Raw genomic sequence first — 19,769 nt, 5'->3', positions numbered from 1 at the left:
CTGTGGCACCGCGTTCCGTCGCCGACAAGCGCCACCTGCGCGAGCGCCTCGACGCCGTCACTCGCGCACGCGTCGGACTCGCGCGTGCCTCGGCGGCGGTCGCATCCTCCTGGCGGCACGTCATCGACGCGCTGCGCCGCGTCCGAGGCGTGGGCGCGCTCATGCGGCTCGGGTCCTCCGTGACCCCGCTCGGCTGGGGGACAACGCTCGTGGGCGCGGGCGCCGCCCTGGCGGGCTCCCTGGCCTCGTGGGTGGAGGCGGCCGTCTTCGGTTTCACGTGCCTGTCCCTGGTGGCCCTGTCCCTCCTGTGGTCGCTGGGACGGGCCGGACACACCGTCGCGCTGCGACTGGCCAACACGCGTGTGACGGTCGGGGAAAGAGCGCTCGGCGCCCTGACGGTCACCAACCCCACGTCCCGTCGCCTGCGCGCCACCAAGGTCGAGCTGTGCGTCGGCGCGGGCGCCAACTCGTTCCTGTGCCCTCCCCTGGGCCGCGGTGAGAGCCACGAGGAGGTCTTCGCGATCGCGACGACAAGGCGCGGCATTGTGGCCGTCGGCCCAGCCTCCACGATCCGCGGCGACAGCCTGGGCCTGGTCCGCCGCGTCCAGACGTGGTCGGATGCCACCGAGCTCTACATTCACCCGCGCACGGTCGCCATGAACGCCTCAACGGTCGGTTTCATCCGCGATATCGAGGGCGCGACCACGCAGGACCTGTCCTCCGCGGACGTGTCCTTCCACGCCCTGCGCGAGTACGTGCCCGGCGACGACCGGCGCGCCATCCACTGGCGCTCCACGGCACGCATCGGCAAGCTCATGGTCCGCCAATTTGAGGAAACGCGCCGCTCCCACCTGCTGATCGTCCTCGACCTCGACACCGACGCGTGGGCCAGCGACGACGAATTCGAGATCGGTGTCTCCGCCGCTGCCTCCATGGCGCGCGCGGCCCTGGTCGACGCGAAAGAAGTGTCGGTCCACACCCAGGCGGGCCACCTGAAAACCCCCACCCCGATGCACGCGATGGATTCCCTGTCCGGCGTGGAGCGCGTCCTAGGCGCTGAACGCATCAGCGCGCTCACTCAGCGCGCCGGGACCGAGGCCTCCCAGGCCTCGACCGCCGTCGTCATCTCGGGATCGCGCACGCACCTGGCCGACCTGCATGCGGCGCTCACGCGGCTTCCCCTCGACATGGTGATCACCGGCGTGCGCATCGACACCGACTCGGACTTCGAGCTGCGCACCCTCGGCAACACGCCGGTCGTCGTCGCCCCGACCCTGGATGACTTCGCCATCGGAATGTGGAAGGCCCTCGGATGACGTCCCACCCCTCCCCCACGTCCCGCGCGACCTCGCCGGCCCTGCGCCGCTGCGTCGACGCCCTCGCAGTCGTGTCGATGCTCGTCGCGGCGGCCCTCATTCACGGGCCGGTCTTCGGCGGACACGCAGGCTACGTCGCGGCCCTGGGGGGCCTGGTCGTGGGCCTCCTGGTCGCCGCACTCACGGCCGCGGCGCGCGTGCGCGCCATCGGGTCGACGCTGGCGCTCGCCGCCGCCTATCTGCTGACCGGCGGGGCGCTGGCCCTCCCGACGACGACGATCTTCCACGTGGTGCCCACGCGGCGAACCATCCAGATGCTCGTCGTCGGCCTGATCACCTCGTGGAAGGATCTGCTGACGGTCCAGCCGCCCGCAGGCATCTTCGTGGGCCCCGCGATCATGCCGTTCCTGAGCGCCCTGGTCACCGCATTCGTCGCGCTCACCATCGTGTTGCGCACCAAGCGACCGCTGTGGGCGCTGGCTCCCGTCGGGATCCTGGCGCTCCTGGGCATCATCTGGAGTTCTCAGCTAGCTCCCCTCGCCCTGCCGATCGGCCTGTTCAGCGTGGTCGTGGGCATCGCCTGGTCCGCGTACGTCACCAGTCGCGCCCGCCGCGAAGGCAGCCGCGGGATCGTCGAGTTCAACGATTCTACGGTCACGCCCACGGCCCGCCGAGGCATCGGCGCGGTCACGCTGATCATCCTGGCCCTCGCGATCGCCGTTCCCCTCACGCGCATCGTCGTCACGGATTCGCACCGAGTGGTCGCACGTGACTACGTCGAGCCGCCGCTCAACCTCCAGGAGTATCACTCCCCTGCCACCCAGTTCCGCTTCCTCAACACGACCGATAAGGACACCGATCTGCTGACGGTGGACGGGCTGCCCGAGGGCGGCAGGCTCCGTCTGGCGACCCTGGACTACTACGACGGGACCGTCATCCAGATCGCCGCGAACGCTAACGGGTCGGGTTTCCGCCACGTTGGCCCCTCGTTCTACGAGACGCCGCTGCCCGCCGGCGCCGAGGCCTCGAACGTGACCGTGCGCGTCGAAGGCTATTCGGGGAACTGGGTGCCCACGGTCGACGGCGTCCGGTCGCTGGAGTACACCTCCGATCGCGCGGGGCAGCTCGCGGACGCGCTCTACTTCCACGACCACTTAGAGACGGCGCTGTCCACGGTGCGCCTCGCGCAGGGGGACACCTACCGTGTCAGCGGCATCGTGACCCATCAGTGGAGCGACGAGGAACTTGAAGGCCGCGCCTTTTCATCAATGGCGCCTCCCTCCGATGAAGGTGTTCCCTCCGACGTGTCCGACGCGGCCAACGAGATGATCGGGGACGCCGCGCCCGGCATCGCCCAGGTCCGCGCCATCCAGCGCACGCTCCACGATCAGGGCTTCTACTCCGACGGCTCCGATCAGCTGTCTTTGCCGGGCCACCGCACGTCGCGCATCGAGGATTTCCTGAGCGCCGATCAGCTCATCGGCGATGACGACCAGTATGCGGTCGCGATGCTCCTCATGTTGCGCTCGCGACAGATCCCCGCCCGGATCGTCATGGGTTTCCACCCGGAGACCCCGGCCTCGGGACAGTTGACGCTGACGGGTAAGGACACGCACCTGTGGGTCGAGGTCCCCTTCGAGGGCGTGGGCTGGGTGCCCTTCGACCCGACGCCCCCGCGCGACCACGTCCCCCAGACGGAGGTCCCCAAGCCGAAGCCCGACCCGAAGCCGCAGGTACTCCAGCCGCCAGACCCGCCGCAGGACCCCGCGGAACTGCCTCCGGACACCTTCGACGATTCGGACGATGACGAAGACGGCTGGCCCGCGTGGATCCGCGTTCTCCTCGCGATCCTGGGCTGGGGCGCCGTGGGCGTCCTGGTGCTCTCCCCGATCTGGGGTCTGCTCCTGTTTAAGGCGCTGCGTCGGCGACGCAGGCGCACGGTCGGCACTGACGAGGAACGCAGCGCGGGCGCGTGGGACGACGTGGTCGACTACGCGACGGACACGGGCCTGCGCGTCCCGATTCGGGCGACCCGGCTCACGCAGGCGCGCGCGATCGACGCGAGGCTGATCGACCGCCGCGCCGACATCCCAGCGGATACCGGCTTTCACCGGTGGGACGAGCAGTGCACCGCCCTGGTGTTCATGGCCCGTTCGATGGACGCGGTCGTGTTTTCCGACGCGGGCGCCCGGGGGCGCGCGGCGGAGCGTTCCTGGGAGATCAGGGACGAGGTCGTGGCCGCGATTTCGGGGAAGACGCCCTGGTATCGGCGCTACTGGGCGCATCTGTCGGTGAGGTCGCTGTGGATGCGCAGGGTTCCCCTGCGCGTGCGCCTCGAACGCCTCACGGAGCTGATCGCCCAGCGGCGCCAGAAGAAGACGACACCGGCGGCCACCGACGAGGCCACACCCCTGAAAGGTACGGACAATGTATGAAATGATCGTTCCGGGCAAGTATCCCGTTCAGGTTCCTCCGCACCTGGCGGGAACCGTCGCGGTCAGCCTCGGGCGCCGACTGGCGTGGCGTATTCTCGCCATCATCATCTACGGCACGCTCGATGTATTGCTGACCTTCGCCCCCTTCTACTTGCTGGTCATCTACAGGATGTCACGGGATGCGTTCAACACACTGAACATTGTTACTGGCGTGATGGCTTTCGCATGGCTTGGCTTTGTGGTCATCAGGCTCGTGCGAACAGGGGCGACTCCTCTCATGAGCCTGACCGGCGTGCGCTGGGTGCGCGTTGACACGGGTGCCCCCGCAGGGTGGGCGGGCGTGGGAAAGCTCCTCCTGCAAAGCGTCATCGGTACGCTGACCTTCGGTGTCGGTTCCATCATCATCTGCTTCGCCAGCATGGACGAGATAAACCGGACGTGGTTCGACCGCACGCTGGGTATCGTCTCGATTAACACGAAGGCCGGACGCGACCCATACAAGACGCCCGTCACCCCGCAGCCGCAGGCGCCGGCGCAGCCGGTGGTCCAGCCGTGGAACGCGACGGCCTCGGCCGCTGCCTCCCTCCCTCCTGTACCGTCCGTGCCTTCCGCACCGCCGTCCGCGCCGATGTCCACGCTGCTGTCCGCGCCGCCCGCGCCTCCCACCCCGGAGCCAGAAGCGACGCACGTGCCGTGGGCAAGCGCCGCCTCTGACCCGGTGCCGACGCCACCCACGCAGGTCTCCGCGCAGGCATCCGCGTCGGCGGCCACGGCGCCATCCTCGGACTACATTGGCTCGACCCCGTGGTCGAAATCGGACTCCGATGCGGCTGCCAGCGAACCCGCGGCGACCGAGCAGCCGCTGTCCTTCTCGCCGTCCTCGTCCACCTATTCGACGAGCGCGCAGGCGCCTGATTCTTCCCTACCCCAGGACGACGCTGACGACCGCACGCAGCTCGGGGTGCGCTACGACACGGCTCGGGTCACCTTTGATACGGGCGTGAACTATCCATTCGGAGGCTCAATCGTGCTCGGGCGCAACCCGGTCGCCCCGGCCTCGCACCCCACCGCCTCTCCCATTCCCGTCGATGACCCGGATCGGACGGTATCGAAGACTCACGTCGTGCTGACGGCGACGCGTGAGGGTGTTCTCGTCGAGGACCTGCACTCGACCGGGGGAACGGTCGTCGTTCGTGCCGACGGTGAGGAAACGCCGGTCCTGCCCGGCGTTCCCGTCCACGCGCGCGCCGGAGACACCGTCCGCTACGGGCAGCGGAGCGTGGTCATCGATGGATAGCGCAATCGCCGAGGCGGTCGGCCCGGCGGGCGCACGGCTCGTCATTGCGCACGCGGCCCGCACGGACGTGGGGCGTCGGCGCGTCCGCAACGAAGACTCGTGGGGTGCGGCCTTCCCCGCCTACTTCGTTGCGGATGGGATGGGCGGCAACGACGCGGGCGACATCGCGTCGAGGGCCGTGGTCGATGCGGTGTGCGGCTCGTTGGAACTCGGCGCGTTCGCGACGCCAGCCCTGCTGTCGGAGGCGGTTTCTCGCGCCGCGGCCTCGGTTTGTGCGCTGGGCGCCGGACACCGGGCCCCGGGGTCGACGCTGACGGGTGTTGCCTTCCAGGAGTATCGCGGCAAGCCCTGCGCGGCCGTGTTCAACATCGGTGATTCCCGTACCTATTTGCTCTCCGAGGGCAGCTTCGAGCAGATCTCCGTGGACCACTCCGAGGTGCAAGAACTCCTTGACGCGGGGTGCGTCACCGACGTCGAGGCCCGGGCGCTTCCCCGGCGCAACGTCATCACACGCGCGTTGGGGGCAGGAATGTCCGGCGATGTCGCCGCGGACATTTTCATGGTTCCCGTCCACTGCGGCGACCGGTGGGTCATCTGCTCCGACGGGCTGTCGGGGGAGGTGACGGACGCGCTCATCGAGATGATCGTGCGACACGTGACGGATCGCGAGCAGGCGACCGACGAGCTCATCGCTCAGGCGCTGGGCGCCGGAGGAAAAGACAACGTCACCGTCATCATCGTGGATGTTGTGGAGGCCTCGCCCGAGTGGGGGCAGCCGAGCAGCGGCGATGAGACGGTCGATAACGATGCGACCCTCAGTGGCCCGACTCACGCTGGCCTGCCGTCGGTGTCGGCGCAGGAGGGACCGCACGCACACGGAGTGGAGGAATGCCATGCGTAGACGCACGTGGACGCCCGGCGGCTACCCTGCCGCTGTGACCGAGCGCGGGATTTTCGTTCTGGAGCCGGGTCATGAGGCGCTCGCCCAGCGATTCTGGGAACTCATGGTGGACGGCGCAGACCTGCCTGTCCTGTTACAGGAACTGACGTCCGCGTTCGCCGCCAACCTGGCGTCGCTGCCCAGTTTTGTCGCAATCATCGACGAGGCCGGTGGCGCGCACATCGCGGTGCGCGGCGCGTTCGAGGTCGTCGTCGATGGACCCGAGGGGCCGACGTCCGTGGCCGGAGGCAACGTCATCACGTGGTCCGAGTATCGTTTCCGGACGCACTCGGGGTGGCGGGTTGCCACGCCGGTGGACGACCTCGGGCCAGAAGAAACGCCGTGGCAGGCGCTCAGCGCGGTTCTGCCCGTGTCCACGCTCGCGTCGGGCACGGTCGGCGAGGTAGCGTGCGGCACGCCCGCCGATTCTCCCGTCAAGTCCGTGGGCTGGGACGAGGCCACCCCCGCTTCTTCCGAGACTCTGTCCTCCGAGCCTGTGTCCTCCGCGAGCGCCGTCGTCACTCCGGACGAGGTCTCCCCCGCTCTCGGTGCACCCGTTCCCTCTGCGGGCGCGCAAGCGACCCCCGAGGTGTCGTTGACTCCTGATCCCGCCCCCGCCGATTCGGGCGACGCGCCTGCCGACGGCGAGGGTTCCTCCGCCGATCTCTCCTGGCTCGCGGAGGCCTCGTCCGGGTCTGACGAACCGACGGGTGACGCCGACGATGCTTCCTTCTTTGCCGAGGATGACGATTCCCCCGCCGCGGCCTTCTTCGCGGCGGCTGCGGCCCCCTTCTTCGAGGAGGAGCCCCTTGACTCTGAGGTGCCCGCCCCCCTCGCGGACGACGAATCTGACGAACCCGACGCGCACCCGTCGGCGCCCCTCCACGACTGCGAGGCTCCCGCAGCCGAAGCGTTGGCCCAGGCCGAGAGCACGGGGGAGGAAACGCAAATCCCCTGGTACGATCGCGAGGAGGAAGCGGAGGAATCCTCGCCGGGTGACGACCGCGTCTCCTCCGGTGACGCGCAACCGGACCCCGAACCCGAAGAGGAACAGGCATTATCCCCCGCCATCGACGCGGAGCCGGGGTACGCGCCCGGGGAGCAGGGCAGCGAGGATCGCGTCTCCCCCTACGAGTACCTCTACGACGACGTGACCCGTGCGGGAACCGTCGAAGACGCGGCCGTTCGCCACGTTCGAAACTCCGATGTCATCGACGACGACCCCGTTCCCGTTCCCCCACCCCACGGCCCGTTCACCGGTAACGCGCAGGAGGCTCACCAGGAACCCACCCCCGCCCTCTCCCCGTCCCTGCCCATCTCGAGCGTTCCGCTCCCGGCCACGCCCGCGCAACCTGAACCCCCGCTCGACGTGCCACCCGGCGGCTTCTTCATCGACTCCGTCCCCGGGGTCTCCTCGGACGCGCACTCGACCCCCACTGCGAAGCCGAGCGCGACCTACCGCCGCTTCATGGAGGCCACAGCCGACGGCGACCACGATGGGATGACGACGCTCCCTCAGCGCGCCCGCGAGCTACGCGACTATGCCCGCCACGTCAACTCTGAACCCGACGAGTCATCGCAGTCCGCGTCCGTGCAGGTCTCGTCATCCGCACAGGCCTCCCCCGCCGCGGTCGGTCCGCAGGTCCTGGCCGTCTTGTGCGAGAAGGGGCACCCGAACGCGACCCATGCCTCGTCGTGTCGGATCTGCTCGTCTCCGCTGAGTAGCAGCTCCGTCACCGTCCCGCGCCCCAGCCTGGGCAGGATCGTCTTGTCAACGGGGGAAGAAGTGGCACTGGAGCAGGACATCATCATCGGGCGTCGCCCGCGATCGAGCGCAGGGGCCGGTCGGCAACCCGCGCGCCTGGTCATCGTCCCAAGCCCCCGCAAGCAGATCTCACGCAGCCACTGCGAGCTACGGATCGACGACTGGGACGTACGCCTGCACGACCTGGGTTCCAATAACGGAACGTACCTGACGCGCCCCGGGCAGGCCCCCGTGCGCCTGGACGAGAACGTTCCCACGGTGCTCAAACCGGGAGACGTCGTCGAACTGGGTGAAGAGATCTCGTTCCGGATGGAGGAGTAATGCGACGGCCACTTGACCCCCCAGCGATTCCCAACGCGACGTTCGTCCGGCACCTCGGTTCGGGCGGCTTCGCCGACGTCTACCTGTTCCGCCAGCTGATGCCCCAGCGTGACGTGGCGGTCAAGGTCCTGCGACCGGACTCCAATGCCCAGGCCTCGGCCGCCTTCGACGCGGAAGTCAACCTGATGGCCCGCGTCTCCAACCACCCGTCCATCGTGTCCTTTTACACGGCGGGAATCACGGACGACGGCCGCCACTACCTGGTCATGGAATACTGTCCTCCCCCACACTTGGGCCAGCGCTCCAAAGAGCACCGGATCCCCGTGTCGCAAGCGCTCGACATCGGCGTGCGCATCGCCGGAGCGGTCGAGACACTTCACCAGCGCGGGATCATTCACCGCGACGTGAAGCCCATGAATATCCTGTTCACACAGTTCGGGCACCCCGTCCTCACTGACTTCGGCATCGCCGCGCAGACAGGAACGGACGAGGAAACAGCCGGCGGGTTCTCCGTCGCGTGGGCGCCTCCCGAACAGCAGGACGGGACAGGCCCCTTCGGGCCCACGATCGACGTCTACTCCCTGGCTGCCACCGTGCACGGCATCCTGACGGGCCACTCGCCCTTCGAGGTTCCCGGAGGAGACAACCGCGAACTCTCCGTGCTCAACCGGGTGCTGCGCTCCCCTGTTCCCGCCATCGGTCGAAGCGATGTGCCCGCGGAACTTGAGCGTATCCTCGCGATCGCCATGTCGAAAGACCACAAGCGGCGCTACCAGTCGGCACGCGAATTTGCCCTCGCCCTGCAGCACGTCCAGTCCTCGCTGCGCCTGACCCCCACTCCCTTCGAGGCCATGGGCGTGGAGGCCCCCACCACCGCCTACGAGGACGACGAGGGGGATGAAACCAGCGCCGCGCCGATCGCCGTTTTCTCCTCGCATGTCCCGACCCCGGCCTCGTCCATCGCGGACGAGGACGACCGAACCGTCACCGTCTTGACGAAGGTGGACCCCGCCCCGGCGCCCGCGAGCGCACCCGCGCCCGTCGCTGCGCACGCACCCGCCGCTGCGCACGCCTCTGTGCACGCGCCCGCGAGTGCTTCCGCGCCCGCGTCGGGGGACGCGTCAGGGGCCGAGGACGAGGAACGCTCATCCAAGGGCTTCGGCGCGGTCGTGGCGGGGTTCTTGCTCGTGGTTCTGCTCCTCGGAGGCATCGCCTTCGGCGTGTGGACGGTGCTGCGCGGTGAGGGAACCACGAAGGCTCCCACCCAGTCCGCGGCCGACGCTCCTCCGCTTGACGGGCTTCCGTCGGCCAACGCGAACGCGTCGGTCACCGGCCTGTCGGGGACGCTCACCCCCGATGGCGTGACCTTCACGTGGGACTCGGCGGGGGCGGGAACCACGTACCTGTACCACGTCGAGGACCCCAAGGAAGAGCACGCGGTACGCCAGACGAAAGAAACCTCGGTCACCGTGCCCGCCGTGCCTGGGCGCACGTGTCTGTCCGTCGCTGTGCGCAACTCGGACGGGCGCTCCTCGAACGAGGCCATCGAATGCGTGGAGACGCCATGAGCACCGCGGGCAACGAGCACGAGGCGATCGTGGAGGAGTCGGCGGTTGTCGACTACTGCGGCGAGATCTACCCGATCCGCGCGGATCAGGAATTCCTGATCGGACGCGAAGCCGACCTGTGTATCGACGACAATCCGTTCCTGCATCGGCGCCTCGTGCGCATCAGCTGTCACGACGGCATGTGGTGGCTGGATAACGTCGGGTCGCGCATCGCGGTCACCGTCGCCGACGAGTCCGGGTCTATGCAGGCGCGGGTCGGTCCCGGGGCTCGTATCCCGCTTGTGTTCGACTCGGTCGTCGTCGTGTTCGCGGCCGGTCCCACAACCTATGAGTTCTCCGTCACCGTGAAGGGGACGACGTTCCGCAGCTACAGCGCCCCGGCCGTTGACTCCGGCGAAGTCACCGTCGGGGAAGCACGTTTCACGCCGTCACAATATCTGCTGATTCTGGCGCTGTGCGAACCCTGGCTGACGCAGGCTGGGTCGGGTCCCACCGACATTCCTCGTAACGTCGAGGCGGCGGCCCGGCTGGGGTGGTCGATCACCCGTTTCAACCGAAAACTCGACAACGTCGCCGACAAGCTCGATCGGATGGGTGTTCCCGGCATGCGCGGCCGGCCCGGGTCCTTGGCGACGCACCGGCGCGTCCGACTGGTCGAATACGCGGTCGCCGCGCGGCTGGTCTCCAGCGCCGACCTGCAGCTTCTCGACGAAGAGAAACAACGTAACCGCGCCTGCCAAGCGCCCACCGGGAAGGACCGGAGATGAAAATCAAACTGACGCTGCGCGGGCGCGGACACAGTGACAACGACCTGCTGGTCACCACCGACTCAACTGCGACTGTCGGCGATGTCGCGGCTGCCCTCGCATCCTCGGGTCCGTCTAAGAGCGCGGGAACACTCGCTTCTCCGGATTCTCTGACCCTTCGTGTTCTGGATCCTACGGACGGGCGCATCGCTTCGGTTCTCCCCTCGTCTGCTTTCGTCACCGAGACGGGACTTCAATCGGGGTCTCTCGTCGACATCGTGTCGACGAAGGACGCGATCACAGCGGGCGGCGTCGCCGGCGAGCTGCGCGTCTTGGATGGAAATGACAGGGGCATGTGCGTGCCCTTGTACTTCGGCGGCACCACCGTGGGCCGCGCGCCCTCCTGTACGGTGATGCTCAACGATCGGCGAGTGTCAAAGACTCACGCGCGTATTACCGTTGGCTCCTGTATCGAGATTCATGACCTTAATTCCGCCAACGGCGTTCTCGTCGGCAACCATCGCGTCCAGCATGCCACGGTGACCCCCGGAGACGTGATTCTCCTCGGGGACACGCAAATCCAGCTGGTTCAGACGAAGATGCCCGAGTCGACGGGGGAATCGACTGACATTGGTTTCATCAGGTCGCCCCAGGTCATCCCTCACACGAGCGCTCGGACCGTCAAGCTCCCCGAGGCGCCCACGCGTCCCAAGCCCTCGCGTTTCCCGATCATCGGCCTCATCGCGCCGCTGATTATGGGCGTGAGCATGTTCCTCATGACCCGACAGCTGACGAGCCTGTTGTTCGTCGTCCTCAGCCCGGTCATCATGCTCGGCTCGTGGTGGGATCAGCGCAGGCAGGCGAAAACCGAGTTCGCCGAGGCCATGGAACACTTCGAGGATGCCCTGCGCATCACGCACCAGGACCTGGAGGAGAGCCGACGCGAGGACATGGAATCACGCCACGCGCAGTATCCTCCGATCGACCAGGTCATTGCGGGGGCCCTGCGTCGCGACGGTTCATTGTGGATGCGGCGGCCGGAACACCCGGAGTTCCTCAGGTTTCGGCTCGGTCAGGGCACGGACGTCGCGAGGGTCACCATCGAAGGGGCGGATCAGCGCTCTGGGCTTCCGGAGGCCATCGCCAGGGTGCGTGCGCTCGCTGACGAGTATTCCCGGGTCGCACACGTTCCTCTCGTTGCGGATCTTCGGGCCTCCGGCGGCTTGGGCCTGTGCGGCCCGGCTGACATTCTCAGGCAGGCGCGCGGCGCGATTGCGGCGCAGTTGGCGGCGCAGTACTCCCCCGCAGAAGTCATCGTCACGTGCCTGACCTCCGCTGAACGGGTGGATGGCTGGGAGTGGATGAAGTGGCTTCCCCATTCCTCCTCCCCGCACTCCCCCTTCGGCTCCGGCATCCACCTGGCCTCCGACTCCACCTCGGGCAAGGTTGTGCTCTCGCAGCTTGAGGGACTCCTCGAAGCACGCAGCCAAGGGGATCCCAGCGAGGTCTGCGACCGAGGCCCCGACGTTTCTTCCGCACCGAAGGAGGAGGCATCGGGCGAGGATTCAACCAAGGAGTATCCGAATCCCATTCCCGCAGTGGTCGTCTTCGTCGACGACGTGCTGGTGGACCGAGCGCGTCTGAACCGCATTGCTGAGCTCGGCCCCGACAGGGGAATCTATGTCGTGTGGATGGCCCCGACGTTCGCCGAGCTGCCAGCGGCGTGCCGCTCGTTCATCGCCTTCAATGGCGCTCAGGCGTCCATCGGCGATGTCCGGGCCTCGCGCGCGCTCCAGGACGTGTCCGTGGACCGCGTGTCCGACGAGGAGTTGGCTTGCCTAGGCAGGTCGCTCTCGCCTCTCTTTGACGCGGGCGTCCCCGTCGACGACGACTCGGACCTGCCCGGCTCGATCTCCTACGTGGACCTGACGGGCCAGGAACTGGCGGACGATCCCAATGCGCTCATCGAGCGTTGGAGGGCCTCGCACTCGATCATCGACCGCGCTTCCGGGCGCCCACACAAGAAGATCCCCGCCGTTCCTCTGGCCGCCCTCGTTGGCCAGGGCGCGAGCGAACCCATGCAGCTGGACCTGCGCGTGCACGGCCCGCACGCGCTGGTCGGCGGCACCACTGGCGCCGGCAAATCCGAGTTTTTGCAGGCGTGGGTCCTCGGCATGGCTCAATCGGTCTCGCCTGACAGGCTGACTTTCCTGTTCGTCGATTACAAGGGTGGTTCCGCCTTCGAGCAGTGCACGGAGTTGCCGCACACCGTCGGCTTGGTCACCGACCTGTCGCCCTACCTGGTGCGCCGCGCCCTGACCTCACTGCGCGCAGAGCTGCGCTACCGCGAGCGACTGCTGAGCGAGAAACGGGCGAAGGACCTCGTCACCCTGGAGAAGTCCGGGGATCCCGACTGTCCCCCCTCGCTCGTCATCGTTGTCGACGAGTTCGCGGCGCTCGTGAACGAGGTCCCGGAGTTCATCGACGGCGTCGTGGACGTTGCGCAGCGGGGACGGTCCCTCGGCCTCCACCTTATCCTTGCGACGCAGCGCCCCGCTGGTGTCATCAAGGACAACCTCCGTGCGAACACGAACCTGCGCGTCGCCCTGCGTATGGCTGACATCGATGATTCCCAGGACGTGCTCGGCGACCACATGGCCGCCCACTTCCCGCAGAACACGCCCGGCCGTGCCGCTGCGAAAACGGGACCCGGCAGGATTTCGGTGTTCCAGTCGGCCTACCCCGGCGCCCGCACGACCGAGGGTCTCAAGACCACGCAGGTTGACATCGAAGCACTGGGCTTCGGCATGCCTCAACCGTGGAAGACGCCCGAACCCCCCAAGCCTCGCGACGATGTCCCCACTGACATTTCCCGCGTCGTTGGCACGATTCGTGCGGCCGCCGAGAAAGCGCAGATTCGCCCGCCTCGCAAACCGTGGCTGCCCGAACTCGCGCAGACCTACAACCTCGCGCATTTGCCCCAACGCTCCGACGATAAGATCGTCCTCGGAGTCTTGGACGATCCCGAGGAACAGACGCAGGAAGTCGAGTATTTCCGCCCCGATCAGGACGGACATATCGCCTACTACGGGGCGTCGGGTTCCGGAAAGACGACAGCGCTGCGCTCACTCGCGATCGCAGCAAGCATCACGCCTCGCTCCGGTCCCGTCAACGTCTACGCCCTCGACTTCGCTGGCGGCGGCCTCGACATGCTCAAGAAGCTCCCCAACGTCGGCGACGTCATCGTCGGCGACGACGACGAGCGAATCGCGAAGCTCATCACCATGCTCGGCGACATCGTCGAGGAGCGCTCAGTCTCCTACAAGGCGATCAACGCCAACCACTTGACCTCCTACCGCGAGCTGTCGGGGCACAAGGACGAACCCCGATACCTGGTGCTCATCGACGGGATCGCAGCGTTCGCCGAGACGTACCAGCTCACTGGACGCTACGCGGCGATCTGGAGCCGCTTCCAGCAGGTCCTGTCGGATGGGCGCGAAGTCGGCGTTCACTTCGCGGTGTCGGCCGATCGACCGCAGGCCATTCCGAACTCGATCACCGCGTCTTTCCAACGAAAAGTGGTCCTGCGACTGACCGACGAGGACGCCTACCTCTATTTCAATCTTCCACGCGATGTCCTGAGCGCGTCGAGCGCGCCCGGTCGCGCGATGCAGGTGGGTAACCCGAACCTCTTGCAGCTGCCGATCCTGGGCACGAACGTCACAGACTTCGCTCAGGCCAGGGAAATCGAGTCGCTCGCCGGGACCAGGTACATGCGTCAACGCACGCGGCCGGCACCGATCCGTTCCCTGCCGCTCGATATACCGGCGCGCGAGGTCGACCTCACTGTCGATGGACGCCCGGTCATCGGTGTCGAGGCTGGTTCGCTCGCTCCGATGCCGCTGCGCCCTGCGGGCACTGTCGCCATCACCGGCCCCGCCCAGTCGGGCAGGACCAACATGGTCCGGTGGCTGGCCCGCAGCGTCCACCGCGCATTCCCGAACGCGGTCATGCTGCACGCGAGCGCACGCCGCTCCCTGGTGGCGAGGGAACCGCTGTGGGCGGAGACGGCGCAGGGGGCGGACAAGATCGCGTCCATGCTGATCAAGCACGCCCACCTGTTCGAGGAGGAGGCGCCGGACAACACGCCGGGAGTCGTCCTCTTCGTCGAGGGCATCGGAGAGTTCTCCTTCTCCGCGTGCGATCAGCAGCTACAGGACGCCATCGCCTCGTCGAAGGCCAACGGTCATCTGGTCGTTGCCGAGGCCGACGTGTCGGGTTGGTCGTTCGGCGGCTCCCTGGCATCGGGCGTGCGCAGCGGGCGAACCGGGATCGTCCTGTGTCCCTCGCCCGGTGAGGGCGAGAACGCTGTCGGCGTCGCCGTGCCTGGCGTCTCTGGGCGCGAGGCCGTGCCGGGCCGCGGGTACTTTGTCCAGTCCGGTAAGCAGTGGAAAGTGCAGGTGCCCCGAGTATGACAAGACCCGATGGGGACTAGTCCCCATCGCCCATGACAAGACCGAATGATAGTTTGAGGTTACGGGCTAATCACCCTATCCGACGTGGGAACCGTCGGCCCGAACACACCAGACCTCGATACCCACCCCGGGTATCCCATTCTCAACGGAGGAACACAATGGCAAACCTGAATGTCACCTACGACCAGATGCAGTCCGCGGCGACTCGTCTGCGCAACGGTCAGAACGATCTGCAGACCAAGCTCAACGAGCTGCGCTCGCTGGTCCAGCAGCTGGTTCAGAACGGCTTTACGACGTCGCGCGCCTCGGGCGCCTTCGACACCGCCTACCAGGAGTTCACCCAGGGCGCGACCCGCACGATCCAGGGAATCGACGGCATGGCCGACTACCTGAACAAGGCCGCTCAGGCACTTCAGCAGACCGACGAACAGCTGGCGCAGTCCATCGGCAAGTAAGGTCATCATCTCCTGGGGCGCGGGCGAGCGCCCGCGCCCCAGGAGATGATGCAGAAAGGAAACGCCATGGTGAACCTGTCACTCGACACGACCGAGTTGCGTAACCGGTCGAAGTCCCTGCGCGCGACGGCATCGCTGTTGGACGATGCGAGGATCGACGCCTTGGACGTTGCCTCTGTTGTCGGCCACGACAAACTCGCGGGAAAGGTCAGGGAGTTCGGCAATAACTGGGACACCACCCGGGGGCGTTTCCGCGAGCACCTGGAGGCACTGGCGAAGACCTTCGACGCCATCGCCGAAACCTTCGAGGATCTGGACAGAGACCTCGAGAACGCGCTGAGGAGAAAGAAGTAATGAGTACTCTGCCGGGAGAACCCACCGCCCTGAAAACGAAGGTCGAGGGGCTGATCACCTCCGCGAACAGCATCCAGTCCGCGATCGATGGCCTCAGCAAGTTTGTGACGACCTCAAATTCGCTCGCTGTCGCAGCAACGTACGGGCAGGTGAAGAACGCCAAGAAAAACTTGGAGGCAGCGCACGGTCGCTACCTGAATACGGGCCTGGCGCTGCGCGAGTACCAGACGGTGCTCGCCGACTGCCACAAGCGAGCCGACGCAGCGGCGGCCCGAGGAGAGACCGCCAAGCGACAGCACAGCGCCGCCCAGGAATCCGTGAAAAAGACCAAGCGTCAGCTTGAGGCACTGAAAGATTCGCACGCCCCCTCTACCAACGTCACAAACGCGCAAAACGCCTATAAACAGGCGTGCGCCAACGAAAAGCGTGCTGCCGGTGCTATGACCGGGGCTGCGTCGGATATCAAAAAAGAACAAATGATCGTGGATGCTGTTGCAAACGCAACCATCTCCAAGATCGACACGGCGATATCCAGCACCAATGACAACCTGATCGACAAGATTTCTCAGTTCATCAAAAACGTCGGCAAGGCCCTTGCGGACATTAGCAACTGGGTAAACAATGCCCTCAAGAAACTGATAGAGAAACTCAAGACAATCATTCAGGCAGTTGTCAATTTTGTCACCCTAGTTCTCGCAGTTACCGCAGTACTCCTAAGCGCAGTCCTCGCGATCATTTTTTTCTGGCCTCTATTCATCCTATTTCTCAAGATCGCCGCTGCTGCTGCCGTGTTCCACATATGCGTAAAGCTCATTTCAGCTTCACGACAACGAGAGGCGCTGGATCAGTACAACAAGCAACTTGACGAAGAAGAACGCAAACACGGCCAATCGAAAGTCCGATATGGCGATAACGGCGAGACGACGGACACCATCAACACGCGCCCGGGCAAGGAGGGCCTCATCCGGGACAAGATGGACCTCGCAGGCAGGCCCCACCCCCGCGGAGACTGGAAGGAGCCTCCCGGCTGGCACGAGGTGGGACCCGCGGAGCTGCGGAAGCTGGGCATCGATCCGGCGATCCTCGAAGACAAGAGAACCGGCTTCCACGCGACGCTCTTCCGTGACGACAACGGGCGCTACGTCCTGTCCTACGAGGGAACCAATTTCGGCGATCTAACAGGCGACGTAGCAAATGACATTGAAGGAGCAGCAGGTATCTCACCACAAGTTCGTCAAGCTATCACCGCAGCGACAAGTGTCAAGGAACGTCTGATGAGCCAGGGAATTGCCGACGGGAACTTCTCCCTTACAGGGCACTCCTTGGGCGGCGAACTGGCAGCAGCGGGTTCGATCGCAACGGGGACGAAGGCAACGACTTTCGACGCAGCAGGATTAAGCCACTCAAGCATAAACGAAGCCATGAAAGTAGCAAAACAAAACGGATATTTCACATCTGAGGTCGATGCTCGAGCGCGCGTTGAAAACTATCACTTCACCACCGATATTCTCACGAACACACAAAGGAGTCTCCCCCTTCCGTCTGCTTATGGAAAACAGAGAGAGGTACAGGGTAAACCCATTGACTGGTTAAGACACCCATTTTCTTCCATGGGACACGGACTCGACATCATGAAAGAGAGGTATGACGAAAGATATGGGCACTTGTATGGTGCTCAGAAGGCTCAAAACCAGGATCAGGAAGTGCCCATCTACCTCGGTGGCCCTCCGCTCGTGAACCCACGCACCGTCCCAACCGGCATCTGACCTCCATGCGAGAAAGCAGAATCAACGATGACAAGCGATAACAACACCCGCGATGAACCTCGCCTGATCTTCACGCTTCCGGGCACCTGGTACCCCGTGGCGATCACGGATGAGGGGGCCTCGGAACAGGACGTCGAGCGCATGGTCCAGGGCATTGTCGGCCCGGCGGACGACGCGGCCGTGCTGCGTCGCCAGATGCACGATCAGGTGGTCGATGCGTGCGCCGAGGCCATGGAAGGCGGCGCCGTCGCTATGTATTTCGGCAAGGAGCTGGAAAAGGATGCACCTTTCCCTGTGAACATCACGGTCTATCAGCCGCCGGGGCTGCGCATGAGCCCCGCGATTGGCACCGAGAGCGAGGAGGTGTTTGGCATCCTCCGAATGGGCTTCGAGGACGCCGACGACGAGTTCGTGGAAGTTGAGGGCGCGAACTTCCGGGCACTGCGCCGCGTGCTCATCGAGAAGGATGATTCGTTCCACGTCGAGGCCCCCGAGGACGAGACGCCGGAGGAGGCGGCCTTGCGCGCCGAGGCGGAGAAGCTTCAATTCGAGCGGATGCGCGTCGATTATTGGGCGCACGTGCCCGACACGAAGCAGATCGTAATCGTCTCTTTCGTGACGCAGATGGCCATGATCAAGCACCTCATGCTCGAACTCTTCGACCTGTTCATCGCGGCGTCTCGTTTCGTCACGGATTCGACCGACCAGGACGACGCAGAGACCGTGACCGAGTCCGAGAACGCGACCGTGGAGGAACCCTCCAGTTGAGAGCCGCGAGGCCGGGGACCGCTGTGACGCTAGTCGTCGGCGGGCGCGGACAAGAGCGACGCGCAGCCCCGCACGTTGTGAGGAAACAGAGTCCGGTCTTTGTTGACTCCTCACCACTCTTTCGTACCATTGTTTGATTCATAGGAGAACAATTCATGGAACTTGCGATAGCACTCCTCATTCTCGTCGCGCTCGGCTTCCTCTATTACGGGTGGCTCCGGCTGCGACAGGAAGCCGAGGCGAAGGCCCGTCAGCTCATCTTCCGGAAAAGCCACCGTGAGGGCGAAGGCGCCGTGGCGCGCTCACACCGCGTGACGCCACGGTCGGCGTCGGCGACAGAACTCCTCGACGCCGCGTGGGCGGCGATCGACGTTCCGGAAGGCACAGAGTCGCTCAACTGGTTGGGGGCCACCATATTCAAGGTGCGAAGCGACGACCAGAGCACGATCTTCTTCACCCTGAAATGGAAGTACGGCTCCCCCAACTGGATCGCCATGCTGTCTCTCGAAGACGACGGGTCACTGTCGTGGAGCGTCCCCCAAGCGAGACAACTCAACGGTCTGGTACCCGAAGCAAAGAGCCTGGCCAATTTGGAGCGACGAGTCATCAGAGCGCTACGGTTGCGCGATCCCTACTGCGTCATAACGAGCGAAGAAAGTAAGACACAATGGAAGCGTCAGTAAAACACAACATTCCGATTCTCGCCGGCGCCGGCCTGATTGCCATCGGCGCCCTCTGGTTCTTCACCACAGACAACGACGCGACGAAAATACTCCCCCTGCTCCTCATACTCGTGGGAGCCGGCCTAGCGTACCTGTACCCGTACTTCGGTCCCGCTTTGCTGCCCGATCCGCTCGCCGCCGTCGACCCCGAGCCGTGGAGGACCGTGCCGGCCACCAACGAACAGGAGGCGCAGGCATACCGGGCGTGGGTCGAGCAGGCCTTCGCCGCCACGCAACAGCCGCCGGGGATGCCGACCGCGCCCATGATGGCGCAGAACCCACCGATGGGCGGGACGCAGGCTCGCATGAACGAGGCCGGGGCACCCCAGGCGTCCATGCCCCCTTCCGCGCCGGCTGGGACGCAACCGCCCGCGCCGCAGCAGGGCGCCGCAGAAGAGGCCAACCGCCCTGTCTCGATCGGCCCGCTGCCACCGTCCACTGACGCCGCACCGGTGAACCAGCCGATCTCAATCGGCCCACTCGTCGCCCCCGAGCCCGATGCTGCACCCGACCCGCAACAGGCAACGGAACCCCCGGCCCCGCAGCCTCCTTCACAGGAGTCGCACCCCCCGTCAGGAGCCGACGGGGCCGCCGCGCCGGATAACGACCCGGACATGACGCGAGCGACGCCCTCCCCCGCCAGCAGGTTCACGATTACCGACGCCATCGACCCAGCAACCCCGTGGGACGTTCAGGCGGAGATCGCCCGCATGAGGCCGGACCTGTGGGTGCCCCTGTCGAAGAACCCGTCCCTGTACCCGGATCTTCGGGCCTGGCTCGATCGCCATATCACCAACGAGTAGGGCCAACGCGCGAGGCCCGACGACTGTGGGGGCCGCCC

The 19,769-nt window shown here is 66.0% G+C and carries 14 protein-coding genes; all 14 read left to right on the top strand.

From position 1 onward, the window contains the following. The first annotated feature begins 2 nt into the window (after nt 1–2). The 14 genes from QU663_RS02295 to QU663_RS02230 all read left to right on the top strand — a co-directional run bounded on the left by QU663_RS02295 (nt 3) and on the right by QU663_RS02230 (nt 19,731). Nucleotides 3–1,316 (top strand): DUF58 domain-containing protein, encoded by a 1,314-nt coding sequence (locus tag QU663_RS02295; RefSeq protein WP_021612120.1) that lies wholly within the window; start codon nt 3–5, stop codon nt 1,314–1,316. Then, the gene (locus tag QU663_RS02290) at nt 1,313–3,751 is read left to right on the top strand and encodes a transglutaminase domain-containing protein (RefSeq protein ID WP_021612119.1); all 2,439 of its coding nucleotides are present in this window, start codon (nt 1,313–1,315) and stop codon (nt 3,749–3,751) included. Before QU663_RS02295 ends, QU663_RS02290 begins: the two co-directional genes overlap by 4 nt. Beyond that, nucleotides 3,744–5,048 carry an FHA domain-containing protein gene (locus tag QU663_RS02285; protein ID WP_021612118.1) on the top strand — a complete coding sequence of 435 codons (1,305 nt, stop codon included), beginning with the start codon at nt 3,744–3,746 and terminating at the stop codon, nt 5,046–5,048. The genes QU663_RS02290 and QU663_RS02285 overlap by 8 nt, the downstream gene beginning before the upstream one ends. After that, nucleotides 5,041–5,949 carry a PP2C family serine/threonine-protein phosphatase gene (locus QU663_RS02280; RefSeq protein WP_021612117.1) on the top strand — a complete coding sequence of 303 codons (909 nt, stop codon included), beginning with the start codon at nt 5,041–5,043 and terminating at the stop codon, nt 5,947–5,949. Before QU663_RS02285 ends, QU663_RS02280 begins: the two co-directional genes overlap by 8 nt. Further along, on the top strand, nt 5,942–8,074 hold the full coding sequence (locus QU663_RS02275; protein ID WP_021612116.1) for an FHA domain-containing protein: 2,133 nt from the start codon (nt 5,942–5,944) through the stop codon (nt 8,072–8,074). Before QU663_RS02280 ends, QU663_RS02275 begins: the two co-directional genes overlap by 8 nt. Continuing rightward, the gene (locus QU663_RS02270) at nt 8,074–9,642 is read left to right on the top strand and encodes a serine/threonine-protein kinase (RefSeq protein ID WP_304990655.1); all 1,569 of its coding nucleotides are present in this window, start codon (nt 8,074–8,076) and stop codon (nt 9,640–9,642) included. Before QU663_RS02275 ends, QU663_RS02270 begins: the two co-directional genes overlap by 1 nt. Next, nucleotides 9,639–10,409, top strand: a complete 771-nt coding sequence (locus QU663_RS02265) for an FHA domain-containing protein (RefSeq protein WP_021611244.1) — start codon at nt 9,639–9,641, stop codon at nt 10,407–10,409. Before QU663_RS02270 ends, QU663_RS02265 begins: the two co-directional genes overlap by 4 nt. Next, nucleotides 10,406–14,863 (top strand): FtsK/SpoIIIE domain-containing protein, encoded by a 4,458-nt coding sequence (locus QU663_RS02260; protein WP_021611245.1) that lies wholly within the window; start codon nt 10,406–10,408, stop codon nt 14,861–14,863. Before QU663_RS02265 ends, QU663_RS02260 begins: the two co-directional genes overlap by 4 nt. 158 nt (nt 14,864–15,021) lie before the next feature. After that, a complete protein-coding gene (locus tag QU663_RS02255; protein WP_009055458.1) occupies nt 15,022–15,318 on the top strand; it encodes a WXG100 family type VII secretion target in 297 nt (98 codons plus the stop codon). A 66-nt stretch (nt 15,319–15,384) separates the two neighbouring features. Beyond that, nucleotides 15,385–15,672, top strand: coding sequence for a hypothetical protein (locus QU663_RS02250; protein ID WP_051267742.1), 288 nt, complete (start codon nt 15,385–15,387; stop codon nt 15,670–15,672). After that, entirely contained in the window at nt 15,672–17,438 is a 1,767-nt protein-coding gene (locus QU663_RS02245) for a hypothetical protein (RefSeq protein WP_021611247.1), read from the top strand. Before QU663_RS02250 ends, QU663_RS02245 begins: the two co-directional genes overlap by 1 nt. A 27-nt stretch (nt 17,439–17,465) precedes the next feature. Beyond that, nucleotides 17,466–18,206, top strand: coding sequence for a hypothetical protein (locus QU663_RS02240; RefSeq protein WP_021611248.1), 741 nt, complete (start codon nt 17,466–17,468; stop codon nt 18,204–18,206). A 155-nt stretch (nt 18,207–18,361) separates the two neighbouring features. After that, a complete protein-coding gene (locus tag QU663_RS02235) occupies nt 18,362–18,889 on the top strand; it encodes a hypothetical protein (protein WP_021611249.1) in 528 nt (175 codons plus the stop codon). After that, nucleotides 18,874–19,731 (top strand): hypothetical protein, encoded by an 858-nt coding sequence (locus QU663_RS02230; RefSeq protein ID WP_021611250.1) that lies wholly within the window; start codon nt 18,874–18,876, stop codon nt 19,729–19,731. Before QU663_RS02235 ends, QU663_RS02230 begins: the two co-directional genes overlap by 16 nt. The last annotated feature ends 38 nt before the right edge of the window (nt 19,732–19,769 follow it).

Source organism: Schaalia sp. HMT-172, assembly GCF_030644365.1.
In the GTDB taxonomy this organism is placed as follows: domain Bacteria; phylum Actinomycetota; class Actinomycetes; order Actinomycetales; family Actinomycetaceae; genus Pauljensenia.
The sequence above is the reverse complement of the archived record's forward strand: the minus strand, read 5'-3'. Positions and strand labels throughout refer to the sequence as shown.